Raw genomic sequence first — 23,926 nt, 5'->3', positions numbered from 1 at the left:
ATGAAATTACAGGTAAAACTGGCCCTTTACAACACACTCACCAAAGTAGCCGTTATTCTGTTTACGGGCCTGCTTATTCTGCTTTCTATCGAGAAGATCTCGTACAACCATATCGAACTACGATTAGAGGATAACGAGCGTGAAACCTTGAGAAACCTTGGCTCCCGGGATATCAATAATCACCTGAAGCGACTGGAAAAGTACACCGACTATAATATTTTACAGGAAGAGTTTATTACCATAACGCCCATCCCATTTCAGCCTACAGTAACCGAAGGCAATAAGTTTAGTACCGAAACGCGCAATATTGAGCATAATGAACAAACTTATCGTGTGCTCAATCACCAATTTAATTTTAATAATCATAGCTATCAACTGGAAATAGGTGTATCCATTACTTCTATCGAAGAGTTAAAATCTATCATTAAAAGGTTCACGCTTTTAACACTCGTAATCGCTTTGGCACTTACGCTGGCCAGCGATTTGATATTCACCAAATTTTTGTTGGCCCCGTTTTATAAGATCATTGATCGTAAGTTGATCAAGGTGAACGACCCGCTTAATTTCGATTACGAAAAGATAAAAACCAGCACACAGGATTTTGAATTGCTTGATGATAGTATCAGTTCCCTGATGAAAAAGATCAGCGCGCTGTTCAGCCTTGAAAAACAGTTTATCGCTAACGTATCGCACGAGCTGCTTACACCTATCTCCATCATTAGTTCGCGTTTAGAGAATATTTTATTGCAGGAAGAATTGAGCGAAGCCAGCGAGAACAAAATGCACGCTTCGCTTAAAACGTTGAATAGGCTAAAATCCATCATTAACAGCCTGTTGTTGATATCAAAAGTAGAGAATAACCAATATGACAAGGCCGATGTGGTGATGATAGCCGGGGCCATCATGGAGATACAGGAAGAACTGGAAGACAGGCTGGAAGAAAAGCGCCTTACTTTCACCAACAACCTCAAATACATTTACTCTTTAATGGGTAACCGCCCTTTGATGCACACTTTGTTGTTTAACCTCATCAACAACGCTATAAAATACAACAATCCCAAAGGCAGTATTACCATTGCCGATGAACTAAAGGAAGATGTTTACATACTGGAAATTACCGACACCGGCATGGGCATGGATCAGCAACAAATTGAAAACGCCTTTAACCGCTTTGAAAAATTTGAAACTGAAGAGCGGGAGAGTTACGGCCTGGGACTTGCCATTGTAAAAAGTATCACCGCCTTTCACGGCATTAAAGTAAAAATTGATTCGGTTAAAGGCCGGGGTACCAGTATTTACCTGGTTTTTAACCGGGAATAAATCTTCATTAGATTTTCATCTCGCTTAAGTAATTTTACAACAGTTTTAGTTTACTTTTAAGTTCCCTAATTAATTAAAACTATTGGAAATGGCCGTTATCTGTAAAGGGTAAGGGCTTTTTTTATAGGGCATTCTTCGTGCAGTCCAGACTTACGAAGTTTTAAAAACTTCGTAAGTCTCCCCACGCAATTCATCCATCGTTCTATCATATCATCTTATTCCGCTTAACCAGGTAGGTATTCAAAATATGATTATACCCCTCGTTAATATCAGCATCAACTAAATCGATATGATATTGGGCGCACTTTAACTCAAGCTGATGGCGGTATTCATTTAACGAAGCTTTATAAGCGTCCCGCACACGCGCCGGGTTTACCTTCAGCTCTTCCCCACTTTCAATATCGACAAAATGATGCGGGCGGTTATCGAAATTAAAATCCAGCTCTTTTTGCTTATCGGTCACGTTAAAAATAACCACCTCATGCTTGTTGAACTTTAAATGTTGAATGGCGGCGAACAGAGCCTGTTGCTTTTCGGCGTTCAGGCTATTTTCCAGCATATCGCTAAAAATGATCACCAGTGAGCGTTGGTGAATTTCCTGAGCAATATGGTGCAGTACGTTGGTGATATTAGTTTGCGTGTTTACCTTAGGGCTGGCGTACATTTTTTCCAGCTCGGCATACAGGTAAAAGAGGTGTGTTGTGGTCGATTTTGCCGCGCTGATCCAGTCTATCTTATCCGAAAACAGGCAGAGCCCAAAAGCGTCGCGCTGTTTTTTAAACAGGTACATGAGCGATGCTATGGCATAAACCGAAAACTGGAGCTTGTTGGTACCAACTTCCGGAAAATTCATGGATGATGAAGTATCCAGCAACAGGAAACAGCGCAGGTTGGTTTCTTCCTCAAATTGTTTAACAAACAGCTTATCGGTACGGGCCAGCAGTTTCCAGTCGATGTTTTTTACCGATTCGCCGCTGTTGTACAGGCGGTGCTCTGCAAATTCAACCGAAAAGCCATGGAAGGGGCTTTGGTGCAAACCGGTAATGAAACCTTCAACCACCTGCCGGGCCAAAAGCTCCAGGTTGGCCAGTTGCCTTATTTGCTGTTCTTCGTTTAATTTGGGCATAGGCTAATATAGGGCATAAAAAAAGCGTTGCAAAATTGCAACGCTTTTTCACTAAAATATGTTGTGTTAACGCTACAGTGAATAGCATTAAATAAGCTTAGGGGTTATGCTAACTGTTTTGCAAGTTTATCAGTTAATACTGATTTTGGCACAGCGCCGATTTGTTTATCCACAATTTCGCCATTTTTGAAGAACAATAAGGCAGGGATGTTACGGATACCGTATTTTACAGATATACCTGGGTTGTTGTCAACGTCTACTTTACCAACAACAGCTTTGCCTTCATATTCTTTTGCAATATCTTCAACTACCGGACCAACCATCCTACACGGACCACACCATTCTGCCCAAAAGTCAATTAATACCGGTTTGTCTGATTTCAGGACAAGCTCGTCAAAGTTTGCATCAGTTATTTCTAAAGCCATGATTTCTATTTTTTAAATTTTGTACTTACAAATATATGCTATTCAAATTGCTTGCCACAAGTGCATTGCTGACATTGTGACAATTTAATTATTATAATCCTTGCGCTTAACGCGGCTATGACTATTTGGCGCATTTACACCCTTAAGTATCGCCTTGCGACATGACGTATTAACACAAATTACCTGTTTACAAAGCATATTTACAACTGCGCAGGTGGGTTACTTTTTAACATTAGCTGTATTAATTAACATTATAGCTTAACATTATGTTTGTGTTAATCATCTCGTTCATGCTCATTATAGCTGCTCCGATATTGCAAATCATCTTTTCGGTGTTAAGGATAAAGGGGAAAATCCAATTACCACTCATCGTTATCATGACTTTATCCATAGTAACCGGAATAGGGTTCTCCGCGTTAACGGCTTATATTGATAATTTAGCCTCAGGCCCTGCAACAACACTTCACTGTTCGCCCATGATGATATTTTCATTGGGCGGCATCCTGCTAATTGCGATCACATCTCCAATAACCTTTATTATCAGTTATGTTGTTTACATCATTAAAACAAAACGGCTTCCGCCATCGCTTAGTAAAATCAAACCTGCAACTGGGTTACCTTTAAACAATTAGTGTATTAAATGATGATCATCAACTTAAGCCAATGCAAATCATACCGTTATTAATGCTACTTATAGCACCTGCTTTACAGCTGTTCCTTTCCGCAAAACGAATCAATAACTTGCTTTCTTTATCACTCGGCTTTATCGCTTTTCTAATATTTATGTTAGGGATGATAATTTCAGTAGCGGCGGCTTACGTTTCGATGGCTCTTCTGCCTCCAAACATAAAATGTGCGATAGGTTGTATAGGCCTGGTTCCATTGGAATTTTTATTATTGATGTTCACCACGCCCACTATTTTTACCATATATCTGATCAAGCTAAACAGCAAAAAAACGACCGAAAGCTAAGCTCCCAGCCGTTTTATATACTACTCCACTCACATCATCCAACCCAACTCTTAAAAGAGCAATATTGTTAAAATCTCCCCTTCAGGAGAGATTTAGAGGGGCGAATTATGCCCCCTTTAAAGTAGCCATACCGCCATCAGCGATCAGCTCGGCACCGATCACGAAGGTTGAATCATCTGATGCGAAGAAGGTAACTGCTTTAGCAATTTCTTCGGCCAAACCAAAACGGCCTACCGGAATTTGTTTTACCAACTCGGCACCCATGCCTTCTAATTGTTCCTGGGTTAAGCCTAATTTATCGGCAGTGTGCAGCGGTGTTACAACCGGGCCAGGACTCACTGAGTTAACCCTGATACGACGAGGTAACAACTCGGCAGAGATATTTTTAGCTAATGAAAGCAATGCCGCTTTACTTGCCGCATAAACTGTGGCACCAGCCATACCAATATGGGCATTGATAGAAGTGTTCAGGATAATTGAACCACCATCGTTAATTAAAGGCAATAATTGCTGGATGCTAAAGTAAGCGCCTTTAAAGTTGATGTTCATGATATCATCAAACATTTGCTCGCTCATTTGCTCGGTTGAATTGAACTGACCGATACCGGCATTGATAAATACAATGTCAATTTTTTCGGCAATGGCTTTTACTTTCTCGCCAAGTTGGTTTACCTGTTGGATGTCGCCGCTATCGGCAATTACACCTTTCGCGTCGGTACCTAATAATTCAAGTGCCTCGTTAATAGCTTTTTCGCTTCTGCCGGTGATGATCACTTTTGCACCTTGTTCAATAAACTCCTGTGCTGTGGCCAGGCCTATACCACTGTTGCCGCCTGTTATTACTGCTGTTTTTCCTTGTAACTTTTTCATTATCTTTGAATTGATACATCAAAGGTACAGTGCGAAACGAGGCCGGTCAAGAATGCACCATTTTGTATGGAACGCACTTTTTGGTAGGTTATGAGCCGGTTTGATGTAATCACAACATCGCCTTTTTCGATATGACAAAAAACAGACATTCCGATCATTCATGCACCATGGCAGCAGCCCTGAGCGTGATTAGCGGCAAGTGGAAACTACGTATAATTAACCAATTACTAACCGGCCAGAAGCGCTACAGCGAGATAAACCGCGCCATCTCCGGCATGACCGAAAAGATGCTTTCGCAACAGATCCGCGAGCTGGAAGAAGACGGCATCGTAACCCGCAAAGTTTTCCCCGAAGTACCGCCAAGGGTTGAATATTCCCTTACCCCGATAGGCGAAGAACTATCATCCATATTTTACACCCTCGAAAGATGGGGTAGCCACTATATGACCGTTACCAATGCCAATGGTGATGTGGTACAACCAGATTATACCTGTTACACTTTGGTAAAGGATAAGGAAGAAGAAGTGGTTAAGGTAGGAGTTTAAAGATACATCAGGTTGAGACTTACGAAGTTTCAAAAACTTCGTAAGTCTGATTTGTTATATCAATTAATCGCCTCCAGCAATTTCGATAACATATTTTCATCGCTACCTTCAAGGTTACTATTGTAAACTATCTTCCCCTCCTTGTTAATCAATATAAGTTGAGGTATAGCGTTAATGCCGTACAGTTGGACTATATCGCTTGACTTATCATAAATATGCAGCCAATTCATTTGTTTTGCTTTTACAAAAGCTGCTAACTTTTTCGAGTCATTATCCCTGCTTATACCAATTATTGCCAGTTTCTCGGCAGAGTGTTTTTTGCGGATGTCTTTTACATGTGGAATCTCGGCCAGGCAGGGCGGACACCAGGTAGCCCAAAAATCAAGTAATACATATTTACCTCTCAAAGCTTTTAAGCTTATTTTTTTTCCATCAATAGTGGTAAAGTCAAAAAGTGGGGCCTCATCATTAAGCTGCAAAGACTTCATCAAGGCGGCTTCATATCTTTGGATCAACCGTTTACCCTCATTACTTCCAATATATTTGGCGGGGAATACGGTTTTTAAATAAGTTAACTGCTCTTTTAAATAGGCTGTATCTTCACCCAATACCGAATTTACCTGTGCAACCTGATCGATAAAATACCAAAACGAAAAATAATCATCCGGATACTGTTTAATAAAAGCCATTATCCTGTTTAGGCGGCGTTTGTGAAATCCGTTAAATACTTTTGTTAATGAGTCGTTTCGATAGAAGTTTTTATGCTGATTTAAAAAATTGTCGAACTCTTGATTCTCTTTAGCCACCGATTTATCGGTTATAAAGGCATTTAACAGTACAAGGGTTTTATTATTAGCGCTATCAACCGGCGTGGCATTTTCCGTTACTCCATAATTTACCAGGCTTTTGTTGTTGGGCTTAAAGTATAAATTGATTGTTGCCGGTTTATCATCAACAAAGAAATTATCACTGCTGTACCCCTTTCCGTTAAAGCCATAATTAACACTAACAGATGCAAATGGAGAGTAATATTGATCACTTATCATCACTACCCTTTTATTGCCAAATGTATCAGGCAAATTCACCTTATCATAACCATTGTAATACTGGTAATGTACTTTTTCAGGGTTGATACTGCTATCCAATTTAATAGTAACATTGAAAGTTTTTTGAGCATTGGCCATGCCTGCAACAAGCATAGCAAACAGGAAAACAAGGATGTTCTTTAACATAATTTAGGTTTAAAAGGTTAATGTTTTTTTGATGTACGTGGAATGAGAATAAGGTTTAGGTTAGCGTTGATTGATATTGGTACAGCTTATTTCAAAGCATCTTCGTAAGCTTTGATCAATCGTTCACCTTCAAAACTTGCAGTAAATTTTGCTGGGAATACCGTTTTGATGTAGGCCAATTGCTGTTTTAAATAAGGTTTATCATCTTTTAAAACGGAGCTTACCTGGGCCACCTGTTGTATAAAATACCAAAAAGAAAAATAATCGTCGGCATAGCGTTTTAAAAATAGCATAGTGCGGTTTAAGCGCCGTTTGTAAAACCCGTTGAAGATCCTTTTCAATGAATCGCTACGCGCAAAACCTTTGTTTTGACTTAAGAAATCATCAAACGCTTGGTTTTCTCTTGCTACAGAATTATCCGCCATGAAGTTTTGCAATGCCGCCCAGGTTTTATTGGTAACTGTATCATAAATCGGGGTGGCGTTTATAAGAGTAGTGTAAAGCATCTGGTCGTCATCATTGGGTTTACAGAACAGGCTTATTATTGCGGATTTATTATCTACAAAAAAATCATTGCTGTAGTAGGTTTTCTCACCATCATTATAACTCACGTTAAACGATGCCAGGGGAGAATAATATTGGTCTTTTAGCACTACGATCTGTTTATTGCCAAAGGTATCGGGAAGCAAAATTGTGCCGTTGCCGTTATAATATTGATACCGTACTTTTTTTGGATTGATGCCGCTATCTAATTTGATAGTAACATTAAAGCTTTTTTGAGCATAGGTTATGGTTACTAAAAGTATAGCAGCCAGGAAAATAAAAACGGACTTTAGCATGAGCCGGGGCCTAAATAGTTTAGATAAACATTTTGCTGGAAGCAGGCGATTTCCTTTTGCTGATATTAAATTGCGGTAAGGAAAAGGGTTGCTTTGATAATGCTAAAGTAAGATGATGGGAATTTTGTAGCTGTTAAAAGATGTTAACCAGCCATTAAAAGATGTTAAATGGAAGATTCGGAAGGAGATAGGTTAGCATTCACGTCGACATTGTTACTTAATGTACTTCTGTCCAAGACGGCGACTTGTGTGGAATATTGAATATACTGTAACAATCTTCCGTCTATCGTCTACTTTATAAACTATCAAAAAAGGAAAGTCATCAACCTTGCATTCGCGGAAATCAGATTTTTTGTTTGGGTAGAGAAGTGGGTGTTTAGCTATACTTTGAAGTTTTGCAAGTACGGAAAATTCCAGACGTTCTCCCAAACCTTCCAATTGTTCATCGTACCACTTCAAAGACTTCGATAATTCTAATTGTGCCTTTAAAAGAACTTCAACAGTATATAGCATGAATTATCTATTTCTGATCCTATTTTTAAATTCCTCAAAAGACAACACCTCAGCTTTTCCACTTTCATAATCTTCAGCCCTGCTCTTCATCTCATTCAAAAAGCCTTGGTCTTCCCACAAATCAAGCTCGTCCTGTATTTCGCTCTCAACCATGGTGTATATAGCTGCTACCTTTTTATCATCCGCAAAACGAATATATTCTTGTAATCTTTCCCTGATAACTTCTGTTTCCATAATTATGATTGCTTATTACTCAAATTTAACTTTTTAACTCAACTATAGCAAGTTAGCTACAAACTCAGCACCGGCTCCTCGTTAGTCAAGCTAAAAATCCCCTCCATCAAATCATCGCTTGGGTTTACTTTGAATGATTTAGATGACAAGTCAACCTGCATCAACTCTTCCCTATCCCTGATCTGGAAACGAAGCTTGCAGTTTTTTACCGGGTATTTCTCGTTATTTTCGTTGATCATCTTTTGCATATCATCAAGCAGCTTGCTGGTAAGCTTATTCGCGTCAATACAAACGGTTAATGATTTGGTGAGTTTATCGCGCATTTCGGATAACATTTCCATCACCATAATGCGGAGGTCCCAGTTATCTTTTTGGCGGAATTTTTCTTCGATATTGCCTTTAATGTGCAGGAAGTAGCCATCCATCATCATGTTACGAAACTTCACGTAATCATCGCCAAACAAGGCAAACTCGTACGATTCATTGTAATCTTCCAAAACAAAGGTACCGAATGGTTTGCCTGTTTTGGTCATTTTATGTTGCACGTTGGCAACCAGGCCGCCTATTTTCAGTTCGCCGCGGCGCTTTAGTTCGGCAAAGGCAGCCATTACATCTTCACCACCCTCGCCCGAGCGGGCTTTTTGCATCAGTTTCAAATCGCTGATGGTGGCGTTGCAGAAGCGCTTAAGCTCTACTTTATAATTATCTAAAGGGTGACCGGTTAAGTAGATGCCGATAACCATTTTTTCATATTTCAGTCGCTCAATTAAAGGCCATTCTTCCACCTCGGGCATAGCCGGTTCAGGCACATAAGATGCTACCGAACTGCCAAATAATGACGATTGTGAACTACTTTGTACGTTCTGATAATCGTTGGCGTATTTGATCAGGCGTTCAACACCTGTTAAAGTACCTAATTCTGTTTTGGCAAAAAACTGGGCACGGTGTACACCAAAGTTATCGAAGGCCCCGCCGTAAACCAGGTTCTCGTACGATTTGCGGTTTACGCTTCGGGTGTTCGACCTACGTGCAAAATCATACAATGTTTCAAAATGCCCGTTGGCAGCACGCTCTTCAATAATACTTTCTACCGCTTTATCGCCCACTCCTTTTACACCGGTTAAACCGAAACGCACCTGACCACGCTTGTTTACCGCGAATGACATGTCCGACTCGTTAATATCTGGTCCTAACACTTCTACACCCATCCTGCGGCACTCTTCCATAAAGAAGGTGATCTTCTCGATGTTGTTCTGGTTATTTAAAACCGCCGCCATATACTCCGACGGGTAATGCGCTTTTAAGTATGCGGTTTGATACGCTACGAAAGCGTAGCAAGTGGAGTGCGATTTATTGAACGCGTACTGGGCAAATGCTTTCCAGTCGGTCCAGATTTTGGTGAGCTTATCTTTGGGGTGCCCTTTGGCTATGGCCCCGTCCATAAACTGGGCTTCCATTTTGTTCAGTACCTCAATTTGCTTTTTACCCATCGCCTTACGCAAAACGTCGGCGTCACCTTTACTAAAGCCTGCCAGTTTTTGCGATAAAAGCATCACCTGTTCCTGATAAACGGTAATACCATAGGTTTCGCCCAGGTACTCTTCCATATCCGGCAAATCGAACACTACCGGCTCGCGGCCATGTTTACGACTGATAAAGTTAGGGATGTACTCGATCGGACCTGGACGGTAAAGCGCGTTCATGGCAATCAAATCCTCAAACCTATCGGGCTTTAACTCGCGCAGGTACATTTGCATACCATCACTTTCAAACTGGAAAGTACCGTTGGTATCGCCGCGCTGGTAAAGTTCGTATGTTTTTTGATCCGTTAGCGGGATGTAGTCAATATCTATGCTGATGCCGTGGTTCTGTTTGATCATCCGCAGGGCGTCTTTAATAATGGTAAGGGTTTTCAGGCCCAAAAAGTCCATTTTAATTACGCCTGCATCCTCAATTACACGGCCGTCGTACTGGGTAACTAACAGGTCGGAGTCCTTAGCCGTGGCCACAGGAACGATCTCCGTTAAATCGTAAGGGGCAATGATTATACCTGCAGCGTGTACACCGGTGTTACGTACAGAGCCTTCCAGCTTTTCGGCCTCGCGGAGTACCTGTGCTTTAAGGTCGTTGCCGTTCAGGATCTCTTTTAGTTCGGGAACCTGCTCAATGGCATCTTTAAGGGTGATACCCAATGTTTCGGGCACCAGCTTTTTCATGGCGCTTACATCGGCCAGGGGCATATCCAATACACGGCCCACGTCCTGAATACTGGTACGGGCAGCCATCGAACCGTAGGTAATGATCTGGGCCACCTGGTTTTTGCCGTATTTATCAACCACATAGTCAATAACCCGCTGCCTGCCGGCGTCGTCAAAGTCGGTATCAATATCGGGCATCGATTTACGATCCGGGTTCAGGAACCTCTCGAACAGGAGATTATATTTTATCGGGTCGATATTGGTGATCCCGATACAATAAGCCACCACCGATCCCGCCGCCGAACCACGGCCCGGACCAATAAATACGCCCATATCGCGCCCGGCCCTGATAAAGTCGGCCACGATCAAAAAGTAACCGGCGAAACCCATGGTACGAATGGTGAACAGCTCGAAGTTAATGCGCTCTTCGGCTTCCGGACTGATATCGATATAGCGCTCCTTGGCACCCATAAAGGTGAGGTGCTTCAGGTACTCCCACTGGTTCAGGGTATCGGCATCGGGGGTATTATGAATTTTAAATTCTTCGGGGATTATATAGTTGGGCAGTAAGATATCGCGTTTAAGCTTCAGCACCTCTACCTTATCAACAATCTCGTTGGTATTATCTAACGATTCGGGCAGGTCATGGAACAGTTGCCCCATTTCGGCCTGGGTTTTAAAATAAAACTGATCATTAGGGAAACCGAAACGATAGCCTTTACCGCCTTCCTCGTCGGTTGCTATCGGGGTGCTTTGCATATCGCCCGTGTTTACGCAAAGCAAAATATCGTGCGCGTTCGAGTCCTGCTGATCCACATAGTGCGAATCATTAGAGCAGATCACTTTTACATTATACTTTTTAGCATAAGTAAGCAATACATTGTTGATGATCTGTTGCTCGGGGATCTCGTGGCGCTGTAATTCGATGTAAAAATCCTCGCCAAACAGGTCGAGCCACCATTTAAATTCTTTCTCGGCGTTCTCTGGGGTATCACGCAAAATAGCTTGTGGTACCGATGCACCAATGCAGCAGGTGGTGGCGATAATACCTTCGTGATATTTTAAAATCAGCTCTTTATCAATACGGGGCCATTTACTGTACAGACCTTCCATGTAGCCTAATGAGCATAGCTTCACCAGGTTTTTATAGCCGGTTGGGTTTTTGGCCAGCATCAGCTGGTGGCGGCGAACGTCTTTATTCTCTTTGGTGAACTGTTTTTTATGCCTGTCTTCCACCACGTAAAACTCGCAGCCTACAATGGGCTTTACGTTGTGTTTACCCGCCTCGGCCACAAATTTAAATACGCCGAACATGTTACCATGATCGGTAATGGCCAGGGCTTTCATCCCATCTTTTGCGGCTTTTTTGTACAGCTTCGAGATATCGGCGGCACCGTCAAGCAGCGAAAATTGGGTATGTACGTGGAGGTGAGAAAAATCAGGCATAGTTAATCCGTTTCAACAAAATCTTTAAAGAGGTACAAAGTTAAAACAAGTTAAGTATGTAAAATGTTAAAAAGTAGCGTTGTGGAAATTTTTCGTAAAAGCCGGCCCCGCACTTTGTAATTTATACATGCACACACAGCGCAGTGCTATACTTAGCATGTTATTTGTTTATATTAAGCTACATCGTCTTCACCCTTGAAATACTTATACAATTGAAAAAAATACTACGAATAACCCTTAAAACCATCCTTTGGATACTGGTAAGTGTAGTTCTGCTGGTTATCCTTGTAGTAATTTTGATACAGGTTCCTGCTGTCCAAAATTTCGCAAAAAATAAAGCTGTAACTTTTTTACAAAATAAAATCCACACCAAAGTCGAGATCGGGCATATCAGTCTCGGTTTGCCTAAGTTGTTGGTTTTGGAAGATGTTTATTTTGAGGATCAGAAAAAAGACACGTTGATCGCCGGCCAAAAATTAAAGGTTGATATCAGCATGCTGAAACTGCTGCACAACCAAGTTGAGGTGAACGAAATAAACCTGCAGGGCATTACCGCCAATGTAAGTCGCGGTGCTGATAGTGTTTTCAACTTCGATTATATTATGAAAGCCTTCGCGGGCGAACAGAAAAAAGAGGTTAAACCTACTGACACCACCTCAACCATGAAATTTTCGGTTGATAAGATCATCCTCGATAAGATCAACGTAAAATATAAGGATGCCATTACCGGTAACGATGTAAAATTTTTACTGGGCCACTTTGATACCCGCGTTAAGAATTTTGATATGGATAAGATGAAGTTCACCATACCCAAAATCACCCTGAGCGATGTTAACGCCAAGATCATTCAAACACCGGTAGGCCCGCCGCCGCCGGATACAGCTACTGCTCCGTTGAACATGGACCTTAATTTAGGTGTGATAGATATCTCTAAAATAAAAGTAGACTACCAAAGTGCCGAAATGGGTGCCAAGGTCGACCTCAGTAAGTTTTTGGTAGAGATGGATAAGATCGACCTGAAAAACCAAAAAGTAGGTATTAAAAACATTGAACTAAGCGATACTAAAGCAGGCTTGACCCTCGCCAAGCCAAAAACCGTAGCTAAAGCCGTTGTTAAAGCGGTTAAGAAACTGGATACACTGGTGTCATCGCCAAACAAATCAGCCTGGAGGGCAAATATTGGTAAGGTTACTTTCACCAATGATAATATTAAGTTTGATAACGAGGCGCAGAAAGCCATTGCCAAAGGCTTGGACTTTGGCCACATGGATATCCGCAGCCTGAATGCCGAGGCCGAAGAAATCGCCTACAGTCCGGATACTATTTCGGGCAAGATCAATTCGTTCAGTTTTAATGAAAAAAGCGGCCTGAAGATTAACAAGTTCCACACCGCGTTTTTATACGGGCCAACCAATGCCTACATGAACGACTTGTTGTTGGAGACTCCGAATACCACTCTCCAAAAATCGGTTCAGGTACGTTACCCTTCTATAGATGCCATCACCAAAAACATCGGAGCATTAGGCATCAATGCCAATTTAGATGGCAGCCGTTTAGGTTTAAAAGATGTTTTATTGCTGATGCCAACCATGGCCAGCATGGAACCGTTCAAATCATCGCCGGGTACAGTGTTCAAGATCAATGGTAAAGTTAGCGGACAGGTGAACAACCTGGATATCCCTAATCTTGAAGTAACCGGCTTAAGCAGTACCCACATCAAGGCATCAGCCAAAATGAAAGGTCTGCCCGATGTTAACAAGGCAACCTTTGATGTTAACATTGCCGATTTCAGCACAAGCAGAACTGATATAGCCAAACTGGCACCGGCAGGCAGCATTCCGCCAAACGTGAGCATTCCCGAAAAAATGAGCCTGAAAGGTAATTTTAAAGGGAGTATGTACACCTTCAACACCAAAATGGGCCTTCGCTCAAGCTATGGCGCGGTTGATTTGGTGGCAGCCTTGAAAAACGGACAAAACAAAAACGCGGCAACGTACATCGCCAGCATCAAAACTAACGAACTGAATGTTGGCGCGCTTACCAAGCAACCGCAAATGGTTGGCCGCATTACCATGAGCGCCAATTTAAAAGGCACCAGCCTCGATCCTAAAAAGGCCAGCATCGCTTTTGATGGCAATGTGGCCAAGGCTTATGTTAAAGGCTATACGTACCAGAATTTGGTAATGAAAGGTACATCAAGCAATGGTGCTTACACGGCTATTGCCCGCATGAAAGATCCTAACATTAATTTCAGCCTTGATGCCAAAGCCAATCTCAATAAAAAATACCCGGCAGTTAAGGCTACTTTAAATGTGGATAGCATCAACCTTAAAAATCTGAATTTTGTTAAGGATGATATGCGTTTCCATGGCAAGATCATTGCCGATGTGCCTACTGCCGATCCGGATTACCTGAATGCTGATATCAAAGCTACCGACCTTTTGGTAGTGAACAAAGGCCAGCGCATTCAACTGGATACTATCACTCTGGTATCAACTGCCAGTGCTGATAGCAGCACCCTCCGCTTAAAAACCCCCATCATGACAGCGCATATGGCCGGTAAGTATAAGCTTACGCAGATAGCCCCTGCCATTCAGGATGTGGTAAACAAATATTTCAATACCGCAATTGCCGGTGGCCAGCAGGTTGCTGTAAAAACCAAGGGCGGCAAAACGGTTAAAACCCAACAGGCACCGGTAGCTAAGTACGATGCGCAGCAATTTAAGCTTGAAGCCCGTTTGGTTAAAACACCACTGCTTACTCAATTCGCGCCCGATCTGAAACAACTCGACCCGGTACTACTTAACGGCAGCTTCAACAGCCAAACCGGCGAATTGGTGGTTAAAGGCTCGTTACCAAAAGTGGTTTACGGTACAAACACCATTAACAAAGCATCACTTAATATCAATACCACCAACAACGCGCTTAATTATAACTTCTCGGTTGATGAGGTTAAGGTTGGTACATCTGTTGATCTGTTATATACCAGCATTTCCGGCGCTGCACAGGATAACAAAGCAGGCGTAAGCATACAAATTCGGGATGCAGCTAAAAAAGAACGTTTCAGAATTGCGGGTACCTTCAGCATTTTGCCAAACGAGTACCAGTTTAGCTTTAATAAAGATGGCTTGCTGCTTGATTATATGCCATGGGCCGTTAGCGATGATAACTTTTTACAATACGGACCAAAAGGGATCCTGGCGCACAACTTTACCATCACTAACGATAACCAGGTGCTGAGCGTTAACAGCAGCACGCAGGAGTTTAATAGTCCGCTAAATGTGAAGTTCAATAACTTCCATATCGAGGCTTTGACCAAAATGGCCAAGCAAGATTCATTACAGGTAGGTGGCACCATTAATGGCGACGCGCAGGTGAGCAATTTCCAAACTTCGCCGGTGTTTACGGCTGCCATCAACGTAAATGATTTTAACTTTAAAGGGGATACCGTTGGTAATATCGCCCTCAAAGTAAATAACCAAACCGCCAACGCCTATGCTGCCCAGATGAGCATAACGGGCAAAGGAAACCAGGTTGACTTGAATGGTACTTACTACACTTCGCCCGAAAGTCGTTTTGATCTCGATCTGAATATTGTGAACCTGAGCATGAAGAGCATCGAAGGTTTCAGCTTTGGTAGTATCCGCAATTCTACGGGTAATATAACAGGTGGGTTAAAAATATCGGGGACAACGGATGCACCATCCGTTAGAGGCGATATCCATTTCAACAAGGTTGGCTTCAATGTATCCATGCTGAACTCTTACTTTAGGATGCCGCAGGAAAGCATCACATTCAACAACGAAGGTATCAGGTTTAATGATTTTACTTTGGTTGATTCAACCGGGCAAAAAGCGGTGGTTAGCGGTAGTATCTATACCAAAACCTATACTGATTTTGCCTTCGGGATGGATATTAACGCAAACAACTTCAGGGTAACCAATTCAACCCAGGCCGATAACAAACTTTACTACGGTAAACTGTTTGTGGATACCCACATCAAAATTCGCGGTAATATGGCCAAGCCGGTTGTGGATGCCAACCTTACCGTGAACGATAAAACCGACATGACCTTTGTGCTGCCAACCAACGACCCGGCAGTTGAAGACCGCAAAGGCGTGGTTGATTTTATTGATAAAGACGCGCCAAAAATGGATTCGATCCTGCTGGCCCATCAACTCGATTCACTCAAAAAATCGGATGTTACGGGGCTTGATGTATCGGCAACCATCACCGTAAATAAAAACGCCAACTTTACCATTGTAATTGATGAGCGCAACGGTGATGTAGTGCACCTAAAAGGCGAAGCCAACCTGAACGGCGGCATTGACCCAAGCGGCAAGATAAGCCTTACTGGTACCTATGTGGTTAACTCCGGCTCGTACAATCTGGCTTACGCTACTGTTAAACGTACCTTCAACTTTAAACAAGGCAGCACCATTGTATGGACGGGCGACCCAACAAGTGCCAATATTGACCTAACGGCAATTTACGTAGCCAACGTCCCTCCTATAGACCTTGTTGAAAATCAAACTACCGACACGCAAAACGCTACCATGTACAAGCAAAAACTGCCTTTCAACGTTAACCTTAACCTGAAAGATCAACTGCTTACACCAAATATCAGTTTTGACATTGTGCTGCCTGATAGTAGCTACTCGGTATCATCGGATGTGGTAAGTACCGTAAATACCCGCTTAGCCCAGATCAGGCAAGATCCTAACGAGCTGAACAAACAAGTGCTGGGCGTTTTAGTGCTTGGCCACTTTATTGGTGATAACCCGCTGCAAAGTCAGGGTGCAGGTACCACGGTTGAAGGCACCATCCGCAACAGCGTGAGCAGCTTACTTTCAGATCAGCTAAACCGTTTGGCTGGTAGTTTAATATCAGGAGTAGATCTGAATTTTGGTTTAACCTCGGGTGAGGATTATTCGACAGGTACGGCCACCAACCGAACAGATTTGAATGTTGGCCTATCCAAACGTTTCCTGAGCGACAGGCTTACCGTGAGTGTAGGTAATAACTTTAATTTGGAAGGTAACCAACCGGGCCAAAAAGCATCCAACATCGCCGGCGACGTATCTATCGCTTATAAACTAAGTAAAGATGGCCGCTACAGCCTGCGTGCATACCGCCGCGATGAGTTTATTGTGATACAAGGACAGATCATTGAAACCGGCGTTGGCTTTACGCTGACTGTGGATTATAACCGCTTCCGCGAGATCTTCCGCAAGCGTACACCTGAAGAACGCAGGTTACGCCGCGAGTATCAGCAAAAACAGAAAGAAGATAAAGAAAAACAGGATCAACAACAAAAGGAAGCTGATAAGGCGCTGGAGCAAAAAAACATGCAGCAGCAACAAGACAAACAACCTCAATCAACTACTTCAAACTAAGCCCTTATGACTAAAAAATTAAAATATATTTTGCTCTCGTCTGTTTTATTGAGTGCCTGTAGTACAACAAAATTCCTGGCACCCGGGCAAAAGCTTTATACAGGCGGCGAAGTAGTGATACAGGATTCTGTTTTGAAAAAAAGCGAGAAAGCTTCTTTAAGCGAAGAACTCGGGGCTTTATTACGCCCAATGCCCAACAGCTCTATTTTAGGTATGCGCTTTAAACTGTGGCTATATTTTAAAACACAAACAAAAAAAACCAAAGGCCTTGCCCACTGGCTTCATAAAAAAGGCGAACCACCTGTGCTGGTAAGTTCAGTTAACCTTGATCAAAACGCCAAAATACTGCAAAACCGATTGCAAAATGAAAGCTATTTCCAGGCGCAGGTAAGCGGCGATACGGTGAGCAAAAAGCCTACATCAAAAGTGGCGAAGGCGGTTTACACCGCGGTAACCGGCCCGGGGTATAAGATCAGGAAGATTGTTTTCCCGCAGGGTAACAGCAGTATTGATACCGCGGTTAAAGGTACATCGGCCAAAACGTTACTGAAAGTTGGCGACAAATACAACCTTGATGTGATCAAGACCGAGCGTTTACGTATCGACGCCAAATTGAAGGAAGAAGGATATTATTACTTCTCGCCCGAGGATATCATTATGCATGTTGATAGCACCATTGCCGATCACCAGGTAGATATTTTTGTAGCCGTTAAAAACGAAACACCAGGCAGGGCCAGAAATATTTACACCATCAACAATATTTACGTGTACCCAAGTTACTCATTAAGGGATACCTCGCTGATGAAGGATAAAGGGATTTTTTATAAATGGTACAACATTGTTGAGAAACGCAAAACGGTGAACACCTATGTGTTTGCCAATACAGTACTAATGCGCCCCGGCGAGGTTTATAACCGCACGGCACATAACAACTCATTGAACCGTTTTATTAACCTGGGCCCGTACAAGTTTGTAAAAAACAGGTTTGAAGATGTATCTGCCGATTCATCAAAACTGGATGTTTACTACTTCCTTACCCAGTACAAAAAGAAATCGCTATCGCTGGATATTTTAGGTCGTACAACATCGGCTAACTACACCGGTACGCAGGTTAACTTAAACTGGCTCAACCGCAACGCCTTTAAAGGTGCCGAATCATTAAAGATCACTTTGTTTGGTAGTACTGATGTACAGGTAGGCGGACAAAACGCTGGATACAACGTTTACCAGGCGGGTATCCAAACCACCCTATCATGGCCGCGCTTTATCGGGCCTATTTACCCTAAAGCGGCCGATGCTTATATTCCGCATAGTAACTTGAGTTTGGGCTACTCTATCGTAAACCGTCAAAAGCTGTATAACTTAAACTCATTTAATTTATCCTTCGGTTACCAATGGCGCGAAACCGAGCATCGTTCGCATGAGCTTAACTTGATTAATTTCCAGTTTGTGAACCCGCTGAGCGTGTCACAAAAATATACAGATAGTATCAACAGGAAGGATGTTCCGGTGAACCCGGCTTTAAAACACGTTATTGATAAACAGTTTATCCTCGGCCCAAGCTATAGCTTTACTTTTACCAATACTAATGAGGATTATCGTACCAATACTTTGTACTATAACGGAAAGATCAGTCTGTCAAACAATATATACGGCTTAGTTACCGGTGCAGATAGCGCGGGCGGCAAACCTAAAAAGTTGTTCGGCGCTATCTTTAACCAGTTTGTAAAGCTTGAAAACGAGATCAGGTATTTCCACAAAACAGGCGCGAATAGCACCATTGCCAGCAGGCTTATTGTAGGCGTTGGTTTGCCTTATGGTAACTCAACCCAATTACCTTATAGCCAGCAGTTCTTCATTGGCGGACCGAATAGTTTACGTGGTTTCAGGGCGAGGGCTATCGGTCCGGGTTCATTTGATCCGGCCAGCGGCGTAGGTACCGGCGGTTTTTTAGCCGACGAATCGGGCGATATTAAAGTGGAAGCCAATATCGAATACAGGCCAAAACTATTCAGTATAGTGCGTGGAGCTTTATTTGTTGATGCCGGTAATATCTGGCTGCTTCATTCCAACGGCTCACAGCCGGGGGCAGTATTTACCAAAAGCTTTTTAAATGATTTGGCAGTTGATGCAGGTTTCGGTTTAAGGTTTGATTTAACCGTTCTGGTGCTCCGTACCGATTTGGGTGTTCCTTTGCGCACGCCGTATGTACGAGCTAATGAACCAAGGTGGAACCTTGATTTTAACCGCAGCGTATTTAACCTTGCTATCGGTTATCCGTTTTAATATAACATTTTATTACAGCAAAAGCTCTGGCCAACAAGCCAGGGCTTTTCTGTTTGAATCGGCTATTTTTAATCTGCACATTTGCACATCCGTAATTTGCACATCCGTAATCTGCACATCTAATAAATGATAACATCTGTCCCCCTCCGTATTATTGATCTTCATGGCGATGGCTTCCATCCTTTAGTTGATGTTGTATTATTCGGCAGGCCATTTACTATGGTGCTGGATACTGGTGCATCAAAAACAGCGTTCGACCAAAGCACACTTGCCGAAGCTAATAAAGAGATGAATATTTTAGCAAGCGACAAACTCTCTACCGGCCTTGGCACCAATACCATGGAATCATTCACGGCAACCATAAGTGACCTGCAAGTAGGTGATTTAAGTATTGCCGAATTTGAGGTTGCTGTCCTTGATCTGTCTACCATTAATGTAGCTTACAGCCAAATGGGGCACCCGCAGGTTTTAGGTGTTTTGGGTGGGGATATTTTAATGAAATATAAAGCGGTAATTGATTATGGGAAAGGATTGTTGAAATTGCAAACAAGAGCGGTGAGCAGGCGCAGGACTATGCATGTGGTTAAGTAAGTTTTCATAGAATCTCCCATTTACAAAATCGCTCAGCTCCAGGCGAGTAGCGACCTTTATTTTGTTTTTTTATCTAATCTGCCGCGGGTTTAGCGATAGCGTAACCCGTGGTGTAAAATCACTTAAGTCTCTGACTTAAGTAACAAAAACAACATCATATTGAATGAGCTGTTCGCCAAAGGTTAAGCTATCGGTAAGTCAGTGACAGATGGTATGTTGGATCGTTGGGGTTAAGTCGGAGACTTAACCAGTTATTCCCACGGGTTACGCTATCGCTAAACCCGCGGTAGTAAGTTATTTAAAACGGCTTCCGGAAATCCGGAAGCCGTTTTAACATGTTTTCCAAACAGCCGAGCGTCGACATTTATTTATTTTATCATACTCACTTTAAACTCTTCCCTGCTCAATTTTAAAAACGCCAGGAAATAAACAGCAAACAACATTACGCCTACAGTAATCAAAGTTATACTGGGCGCGAAGCTGATCCCATTGATCACGCCGGTTACCAATAAAGCGCAGGCAATACAAAACACACGCAATGGAAACATACTCAAACTCCCCATCATACTATCACGGATAGATCTTTTGGTATCACCAAAAACATAGCCGGTAATATAATATCTAATTGGGACCACAAAATAAGGCAGCAAGGTCATCCCCCAAAACAGCCATTTAATAGTTTGATCACTCAGCATACTTTTGTTTAATAGCTGGTAAATAGCTACAGCAGCTATCAATACGTAGATGACATTAGGCAACCTGAAAAACGAGATAAAATAATTTAACTGTTTTCTTCGCAGATCTTTTTCCATTGCTTTCTTACAGTTCCGCTCCAGTTTGATGAGTTGATCATGCCCACCAAAATCATCACGGATAATATCATTTACTGCCGATTGAAAAGATGCCCGCGGAGTTCTGGCATCCAGCGCGCTGATGATATGGTCATAAACCTCCTCATAAGTTTCGCGATAAATAAAGGCTTTGCGGAGGTATTGTTTCAGCAGTTCATCCTGCCTTGCATCTGGTTTCATATATAATGAGGTTTAGGTTACTATCAATGATTTAGCTAAAAATTCACGACAAAAGCGGATGGTGGCGAGGTTGAGTATAACGAATGCCATGACAATTAACATTCCCAATGGTGGCAAAATATGATTAAAGAGTTGCCAGTTATCTCCTTTTTCACTCATTAAAGCAAAGCCGTGTGGTAGATAAATTACCAGGTTTAGGAACATAGCAGGTACAGCGGCCTTTGTTATAAAGTGATCTCTTAAAAGTGATTTCTTGCCTTTAAGATACCTTAGTGAACCGGGCAAAGCGGTATAAGCATAAATTACCGGTAAAAATGCCAGCACTACACACATCGCTAACATTAAGCCCCGCACTATTTTTACATTAGGCAATTGCAGGCTAAGCAATACTGCTATAACTGTTAACACAAGTGCAGGCCAGTTAAGGTAATATTTAATGCTTTGCACCCACAGGCTTTGCACAGTTTGTTTGTAAGTACTCTCTTGCGAGGCTGCCAGTTTTTCAATCCCCTGGTAGCCGTCGAAGTGTTTATCAACCACTTCCTGAAAAAGGTACTTTATTTCGCTTGTATCACCGGCTTTTCGTTTTTCTTCAATAGCAGTGATGATATGATCGGCAATTTCATCGTAGATCTCCCGGTATTGGATGTCGTAGATCTTCAAACGATCATCTATCCATTTTAATTCGTCGGCGGTTAATATCATGTGGTTAAGGTTTTATCGGGTTACCGGGGTTAACGCTGTAAATTGCCTGCAAAAATTGATAGCGGCAAGGTTCAATAGCACAAATACAATCATTATACTCATAAATACTATCGGCGGTAATTGATAAATATATTGATGCGGAATATACCTGAAAGGCAAATAAAGGAAAATAGCAGGCGTTCCTGTCTTGATCACCAAATGGATCCTTAAAAAGCGCTGGTTGCCGTTAACAACTTTTACTACCCGGCCTTTTAACAAAAAATGTGCATATACTATTGGCGAACACACCAGCACGGTGCACATAACCAATATCAACGTTTTCACCATGTTAGTATCCGGAAGTTTAATGCTTAGCAATAGTGCTACAATTGCAAATCCCAACATTGGCAGTGTTAAGTAATGCTTCAGGCTTTGCATCCACAATTTATTGATGCTCCGCGTGTAGGCTTTTCCATGTTCAGCTACAAGCTTTTCTATCCCCTCAGTTCCTCCAAAATGCTCTTCAATTATTTGCATGAACAGTAATTCGATATTACTATGATCACCAGCTTCACGCTTCTCCTGAATGGCAGACACAACATGATCAAGAACCTCATTGTGAACATCCCGGTATTTGATCTTGTATGCCGCCATATGGTCATTGATCAATTTCAATTCATCTGCCGATAATTTCATTTCACTGTAGGTTTAAGGTTTAATAAGGCCTGCAGCTGCTCAATAAACAGTTCCGCTTCACTTAATTTGCTGGTTACCTCTTTACCGCCCTCCTCAGTTAAGCGGTAATATTTACGTACGCGGTTATCAACTACCTGGGTAAAAGTTTCGAGCAGGCCATCGGCTTCAAGTTTATGCAGAGCGGGGTAAAGCGCCCCCTCTGTAAGCATTACGCCGCCGCCGGTAACCTCTTTTACTTTTTGGGTGATCTCGTAGCCGTACATTTCGGCATTATCTTCCAGCAGTTTTAAGATGATGGTTTGCAGGGTTCCTTTTAACAGTGGGTTGGTGCTCATAGCCCAAATGTATAGATTATTTATATACCTAACAAAATTATGTATATAAATTTCAGAGTTTACTTGTTATCAGGATTAAAATAGGCGTGGCTATGTATGAGACAAACTAAAACGAACGAAAAAAAATTTCATTTTGATAAACATTTTATCATCAGGTACTAAATCGATTTTAAAACATTTAAAAAGTATTTATTTCGTATTGATTAAATAAACAATTCAAATAATGAATATTTTATTCAATTTCAGTTAAATAACTAATAACATTTTATTTATATATTACGTATCAGTTAATAGCACTGGCCAGTCGCTGAGAATTTATTACATCTAAACGTAACTAAAAACAATGAAAAGAAACCTATTATTTGGGATTGGGCTAAGTGTGCTTACCGCAATCTCCGTACTATCCTCATGTACTAAAGAAAACAAATCTGAAACCAGCACAGCCAGTAAAACCGAAGTATCTGATGATGTAAAGAAAAGCATCGCCAGCCTCGGTTTCAGCACTGAAGATGTACACCGCCAGGGTGATAATTACCTTGTTGAAGGTGATATATTGTTAACCCCCGCCAACCTGGCAGAAGTGAGCACCAGCCCTACGCTGCGCATTGCTGATGTTGAGCAATACCGCACTACTAATTTGGTTAAAAATTTACCACGCACCATTACTGTATCGGTATCAAACCTTCCTACTGTTTACCTTAACGCGGCTACAGCCGCCGTCGCACGTTATAACGCCTTAAACCTCACCCTTAAATTTCAAATGGTGACCAGCGGCGGTGCTATTCAAATTATCGGTTTTAACCAGGGACCAAGCGGTGGTTTTATTACCTTAGGCTCATCGGGCTTCCCTACATCATCTGGCAACCCTTACAGCCAGATCCAGATGAATACAAACCCGCAGGCCTATGGCAGCAATCCTGATCTGGGCTATGTTACTTCTGTAATTCAGCACGAGATTGGCCACTGCATTGGCTTCCGCCATACCGATTACAAAAACCGCGCGTTTAGCTGCGGTGGCCCAACTGATAACGAAGGTTCGGCAGGTATCGGTGCTATCAACATTCCGGGTACACCAACCAAGGCAGATGCCGGCTCATGGATGTTAGCCTGCTCAAACGGATCAGACCGTACATTTAACGCCAACGATCAGATAGCGTTAAACTATCTGTACTAATTTGTGTTTAGCT

General features: G+C 42.2%; 19 protein-coding genes. 7 read left to right on the top strand and 12 right to left on the bottom strand.

Going from position 1 to position 23,926, the window contains the following annotated elements; translation table 11 throughout:
• Window positions 1–1,320, top strand: a complete 1,320-nt coding sequence (locus AAFN85_RS11340) for a HAMP domain-containing sensor histidine kinase (RefSeq protein WP_347527366.1) — start codon at window positions 1–3, stop codon at window positions 1,318–1,320.
• A 205-nt stretch (window positions 1,321–1,525) separates the two neighbouring features.
• On the opposite strand, the gene AAFN85_RS11335 is transcribed toward AAFN85_RS11340, so the two are convergent.
• Window positions 1,526–2,446: a DUF58 domain-containing protein gene (locus AAFN85_RS11335; protein ID WP_347527365.1), complete on the bottom strand. Its 921-nt coding sequence runs from the start codon at window positions 2,444–2,446 to the stop codon at window positions 1,526–1,528.
• Window positions 2,447–2,550: 104 nt separating this feature from the next.
• Entirely contained in the window at window positions 2,551–2,871 is a 321-nt protein-coding gene (gene trxA / locus AAFN85_RS11330; RefSeq protein ID WP_022831961.1) for a thioredoxin, read from the bottom strand.
• 663 nt (window positions 2,872–3,534) lie between these two features.
• Here trxA and AAFN85_RS11325 point away from each other — a divergent pair.
• On the top strand, window positions 3,535–3,843 hold the full coding sequence (locus AAFN85_RS11325; RefSeq protein WP_347527363.1) for a hypothetical protein: 309 nt from the start codon (window positions 3,535–3,537) through the stop codon (window positions 3,841–3,843).
• Between the two features lie 105 nt (window positions 3,844–3,948).
• On the opposite strand, the gene AAFN85_RS11320 is transcribed toward AAFN85_RS11325, so the two are convergent.
• Window positions 3,949–4,713, bottom strand: coding sequence for an SDR family oxidoreductase (locus AAFN85_RS11320; protein WP_347527362.1), 765 nt, complete (start codon window positions 4,711–4,713; stop codon window positions 3,949–3,951).
• Window positions 4,714–4,844: 131 nt separating this feature from the next.
• On the opposite strand from AAFN85_RS11320, the gene AAFN85_RS11315 reads away from it, so the two are divergent.
• Complete coding sequence (locus tag AAFN85_RS11315; RefSeq protein ID WP_347527361.1) at window positions 4,845–5,258, top strand: helix-turn-helix domain-containing protein; 414 nt, start codon at window positions 4,845–4,847, stop codon at window positions 5,256–5,258.
• Between the two features lie 59 nt (window positions 5,259–5,317).
• Here AAFN85_RS11315 and AAFN85_RS11310 read toward each other — a convergent pair whose 3' ends face one another.
• The 5 genes from AAFN85_RS11310 to dnaE all read right to left on the bottom strand — a co-directional run bounded on the left by AAFN85_RS11310 (window position 5,318) and on the right by dnaE (window position 11,720).
• Window positions 5,318–6,490 carry a TlpA disulfide reductase family protein gene (locus AAFN85_RS11310; protein WP_347527360.1) on the bottom strand — a complete coding sequence of 391 codons (1,173 nt, stop codon included), beginning with the start codon at window positions 6,488–6,490 and terminating at the stop codon, window positions 5,318–5,320.
• Between the two features lie 86 nt (window positions 6,491–6,576).
• On the bottom strand, window positions 6,577–7,329 hold the full coding sequence (locus AAFN85_RS11305; protein WP_347527358.1) for a hypothetical protein: 753 nt from the start codon (window positions 7,327–7,329) through the stop codon (window positions 6,577–6,579).
• Between the two features lie 213 nt (window positions 7,330–7,542).
• Window positions 7,543–7,842, bottom strand: a complete 300-nt coding sequence (locus AAFN85_RS11300; RefSeq protein ID WP_347527357.1) for a type II toxin-antitoxin system RelE/ParE family toxin — start codon at window positions 7,840–7,842, stop codon at window positions 7,543–7,545.
• A 3-nt stretch (window positions 7,843–7,845) separates the two neighbouring features.
• Window positions 7,846–8,076 carry a hypothetical protein gene (locus AAFN85_RS11295; RefSeq protein ID WP_347527355.1) on the bottom strand — a complete coding sequence of 77 codons (231 nt, stop codon included), beginning with the start codon at window positions 8,074–8,076 and terminating at the stop codon, window positions 7,846–7,848.
• 56 nt (window positions 8,077–8,132) lie between these two features.
• The gene (gene dnaE / locus AAFN85_RS11290) at window positions 8,133–11,720 is read right to left on the bottom strand and encodes a DNA polymerase III subunit alpha (RefSeq protein WP_347527353.1); all 3,588 of its coding nucleotides are present in this window, start codon (window positions 11,718–11,720) and stop codon (window positions 8,133–8,135) included.
• A 212-nt stretch (window positions 11,721–11,932) separates the two neighbouring features.
• Here dnaE and AAFN85_RS11285 point away from each other — a divergent pair, with 212 nt between their 5' ends.
• The 3 genes from AAFN85_RS11285 to AAFN85_RS11275 all read left to right on the top strand — a co-directional run bounded on the left by AAFN85_RS11285 (window position 11,933) and on the right by AAFN85_RS11275 (window position 19,993).
• The gene (locus AAFN85_RS11285; RefSeq protein WP_347527352.1) at window positions 11,933–17,116 is read left to right on the top strand and encodes a translocation/assembly module TamB domain-containing protein; all 5,184 of its coding nucleotides are present in this window, start codon (window positions 11,933–11,935) and stop codon (window positions 17,114–17,116) included.
• Between the two features lie 6 nt (window positions 17,117–17,122).
• Window positions 17,123–19,402, top strand: coding sequence for a BamA/TamA family outer membrane protein (locus AAFN85_RS11280; RefSeq protein ID WP_347527351.1), 2,280 nt, complete (start codon window positions 17,123–17,125; stop codon window positions 19,400–19,402).
• A 126-nt stretch (window positions 19,403–19,528) separates the two neighbouring features.
• Window positions 19,529–19,993 carry a retropepsin-like aspartic protease gene (locus tag AAFN85_RS11275; protein WP_347527350.1) on the top strand — a complete coding sequence of 155 codons (465 nt, stop codon included), beginning with the start codon at window positions 19,529–19,531 and terminating at the stop codon, window positions 19,991–19,993.
• A 368-nt stretch (window positions 19,994–20,361) separates the two neighbouring features.
• Here AAFN85_RS11275 and AAFN85_RS11270 read toward each other — a convergent pair whose 3' ends face one another.
• From AAFN85_RS11270 to AAFN85_RS11255, 4 genes are read right to left on the bottom strand one after another with little or no spacing between them, the layout of a single operon-like run.
• Complete coding sequence (locus tag AAFN85_RS11270; protein WP_347527348.1) at window positions 20,362–21,024, bottom strand: hypothetical protein; 663 nt, start codon at window positions 21,022–21,024, stop codon at window positions 20,362–20,364.
• Between the two features lie 12 nt (window positions 21,025–21,036).
• Window positions 21,037–21,729 (bottom strand): hypothetical protein, encoded by a 693-nt coding sequence (locus tag AAFN85_RS11265; protein WP_347527347.1) that lies wholly within the window; start codon window positions 21,727–21,729, stop codon window positions 21,037–21,039.
• Window positions 21,730–21,741: 12 nt separating this feature from the next.
• Entirely contained in the window at window positions 21,742–22,404 is a 663-nt protein-coding gene (locus AAFN85_RS11260) for a hypothetical protein (protein WP_347527346.1), read from the bottom strand.
• A complete protein-coding gene (locus tag AAFN85_RS11255) occupies window positions 22,401–22,739 on the bottom strand; it encodes a PadR family transcriptional regulator (RefSeq protein WP_347527345.1) in 339 nt (112 codons plus the stop codon). Before AAFN85_RS11255 ends, AAFN85_RS11260 begins: the two co-directional genes overlap by 4 nt.
• Before the next feature lie 343 nt (window positions 22,740–23,082).
• Between AAFN85_RS11255 and AAFN85_RS11250 the strand changes: the two genes are divergently transcribed.
• Complete coding sequence (locus AAFN85_RS11250; RefSeq protein ID WP_347527344.1) at window positions 23,083–23,913, top strand: M57 family metalloprotease; 831 nt, start codon at window positions 23,083–23,085, stop codon at window positions 23,911–23,913.
• Window positions 23,914–23,926: the final 13 nt, after the last annotated feature.

Source organism: Mucilaginibacter sp. CAU 1740, from assembly GCF_039839285.1.
Lineage (GTDB): Bacteria > Bacteroidota > Bacteroidia > Sphingobacteriales > Sphingobacteriaceae > Mucilaginibacter.
This window is presented reverse-complemented; position numbering and strand designations above follow the sequence as displayed.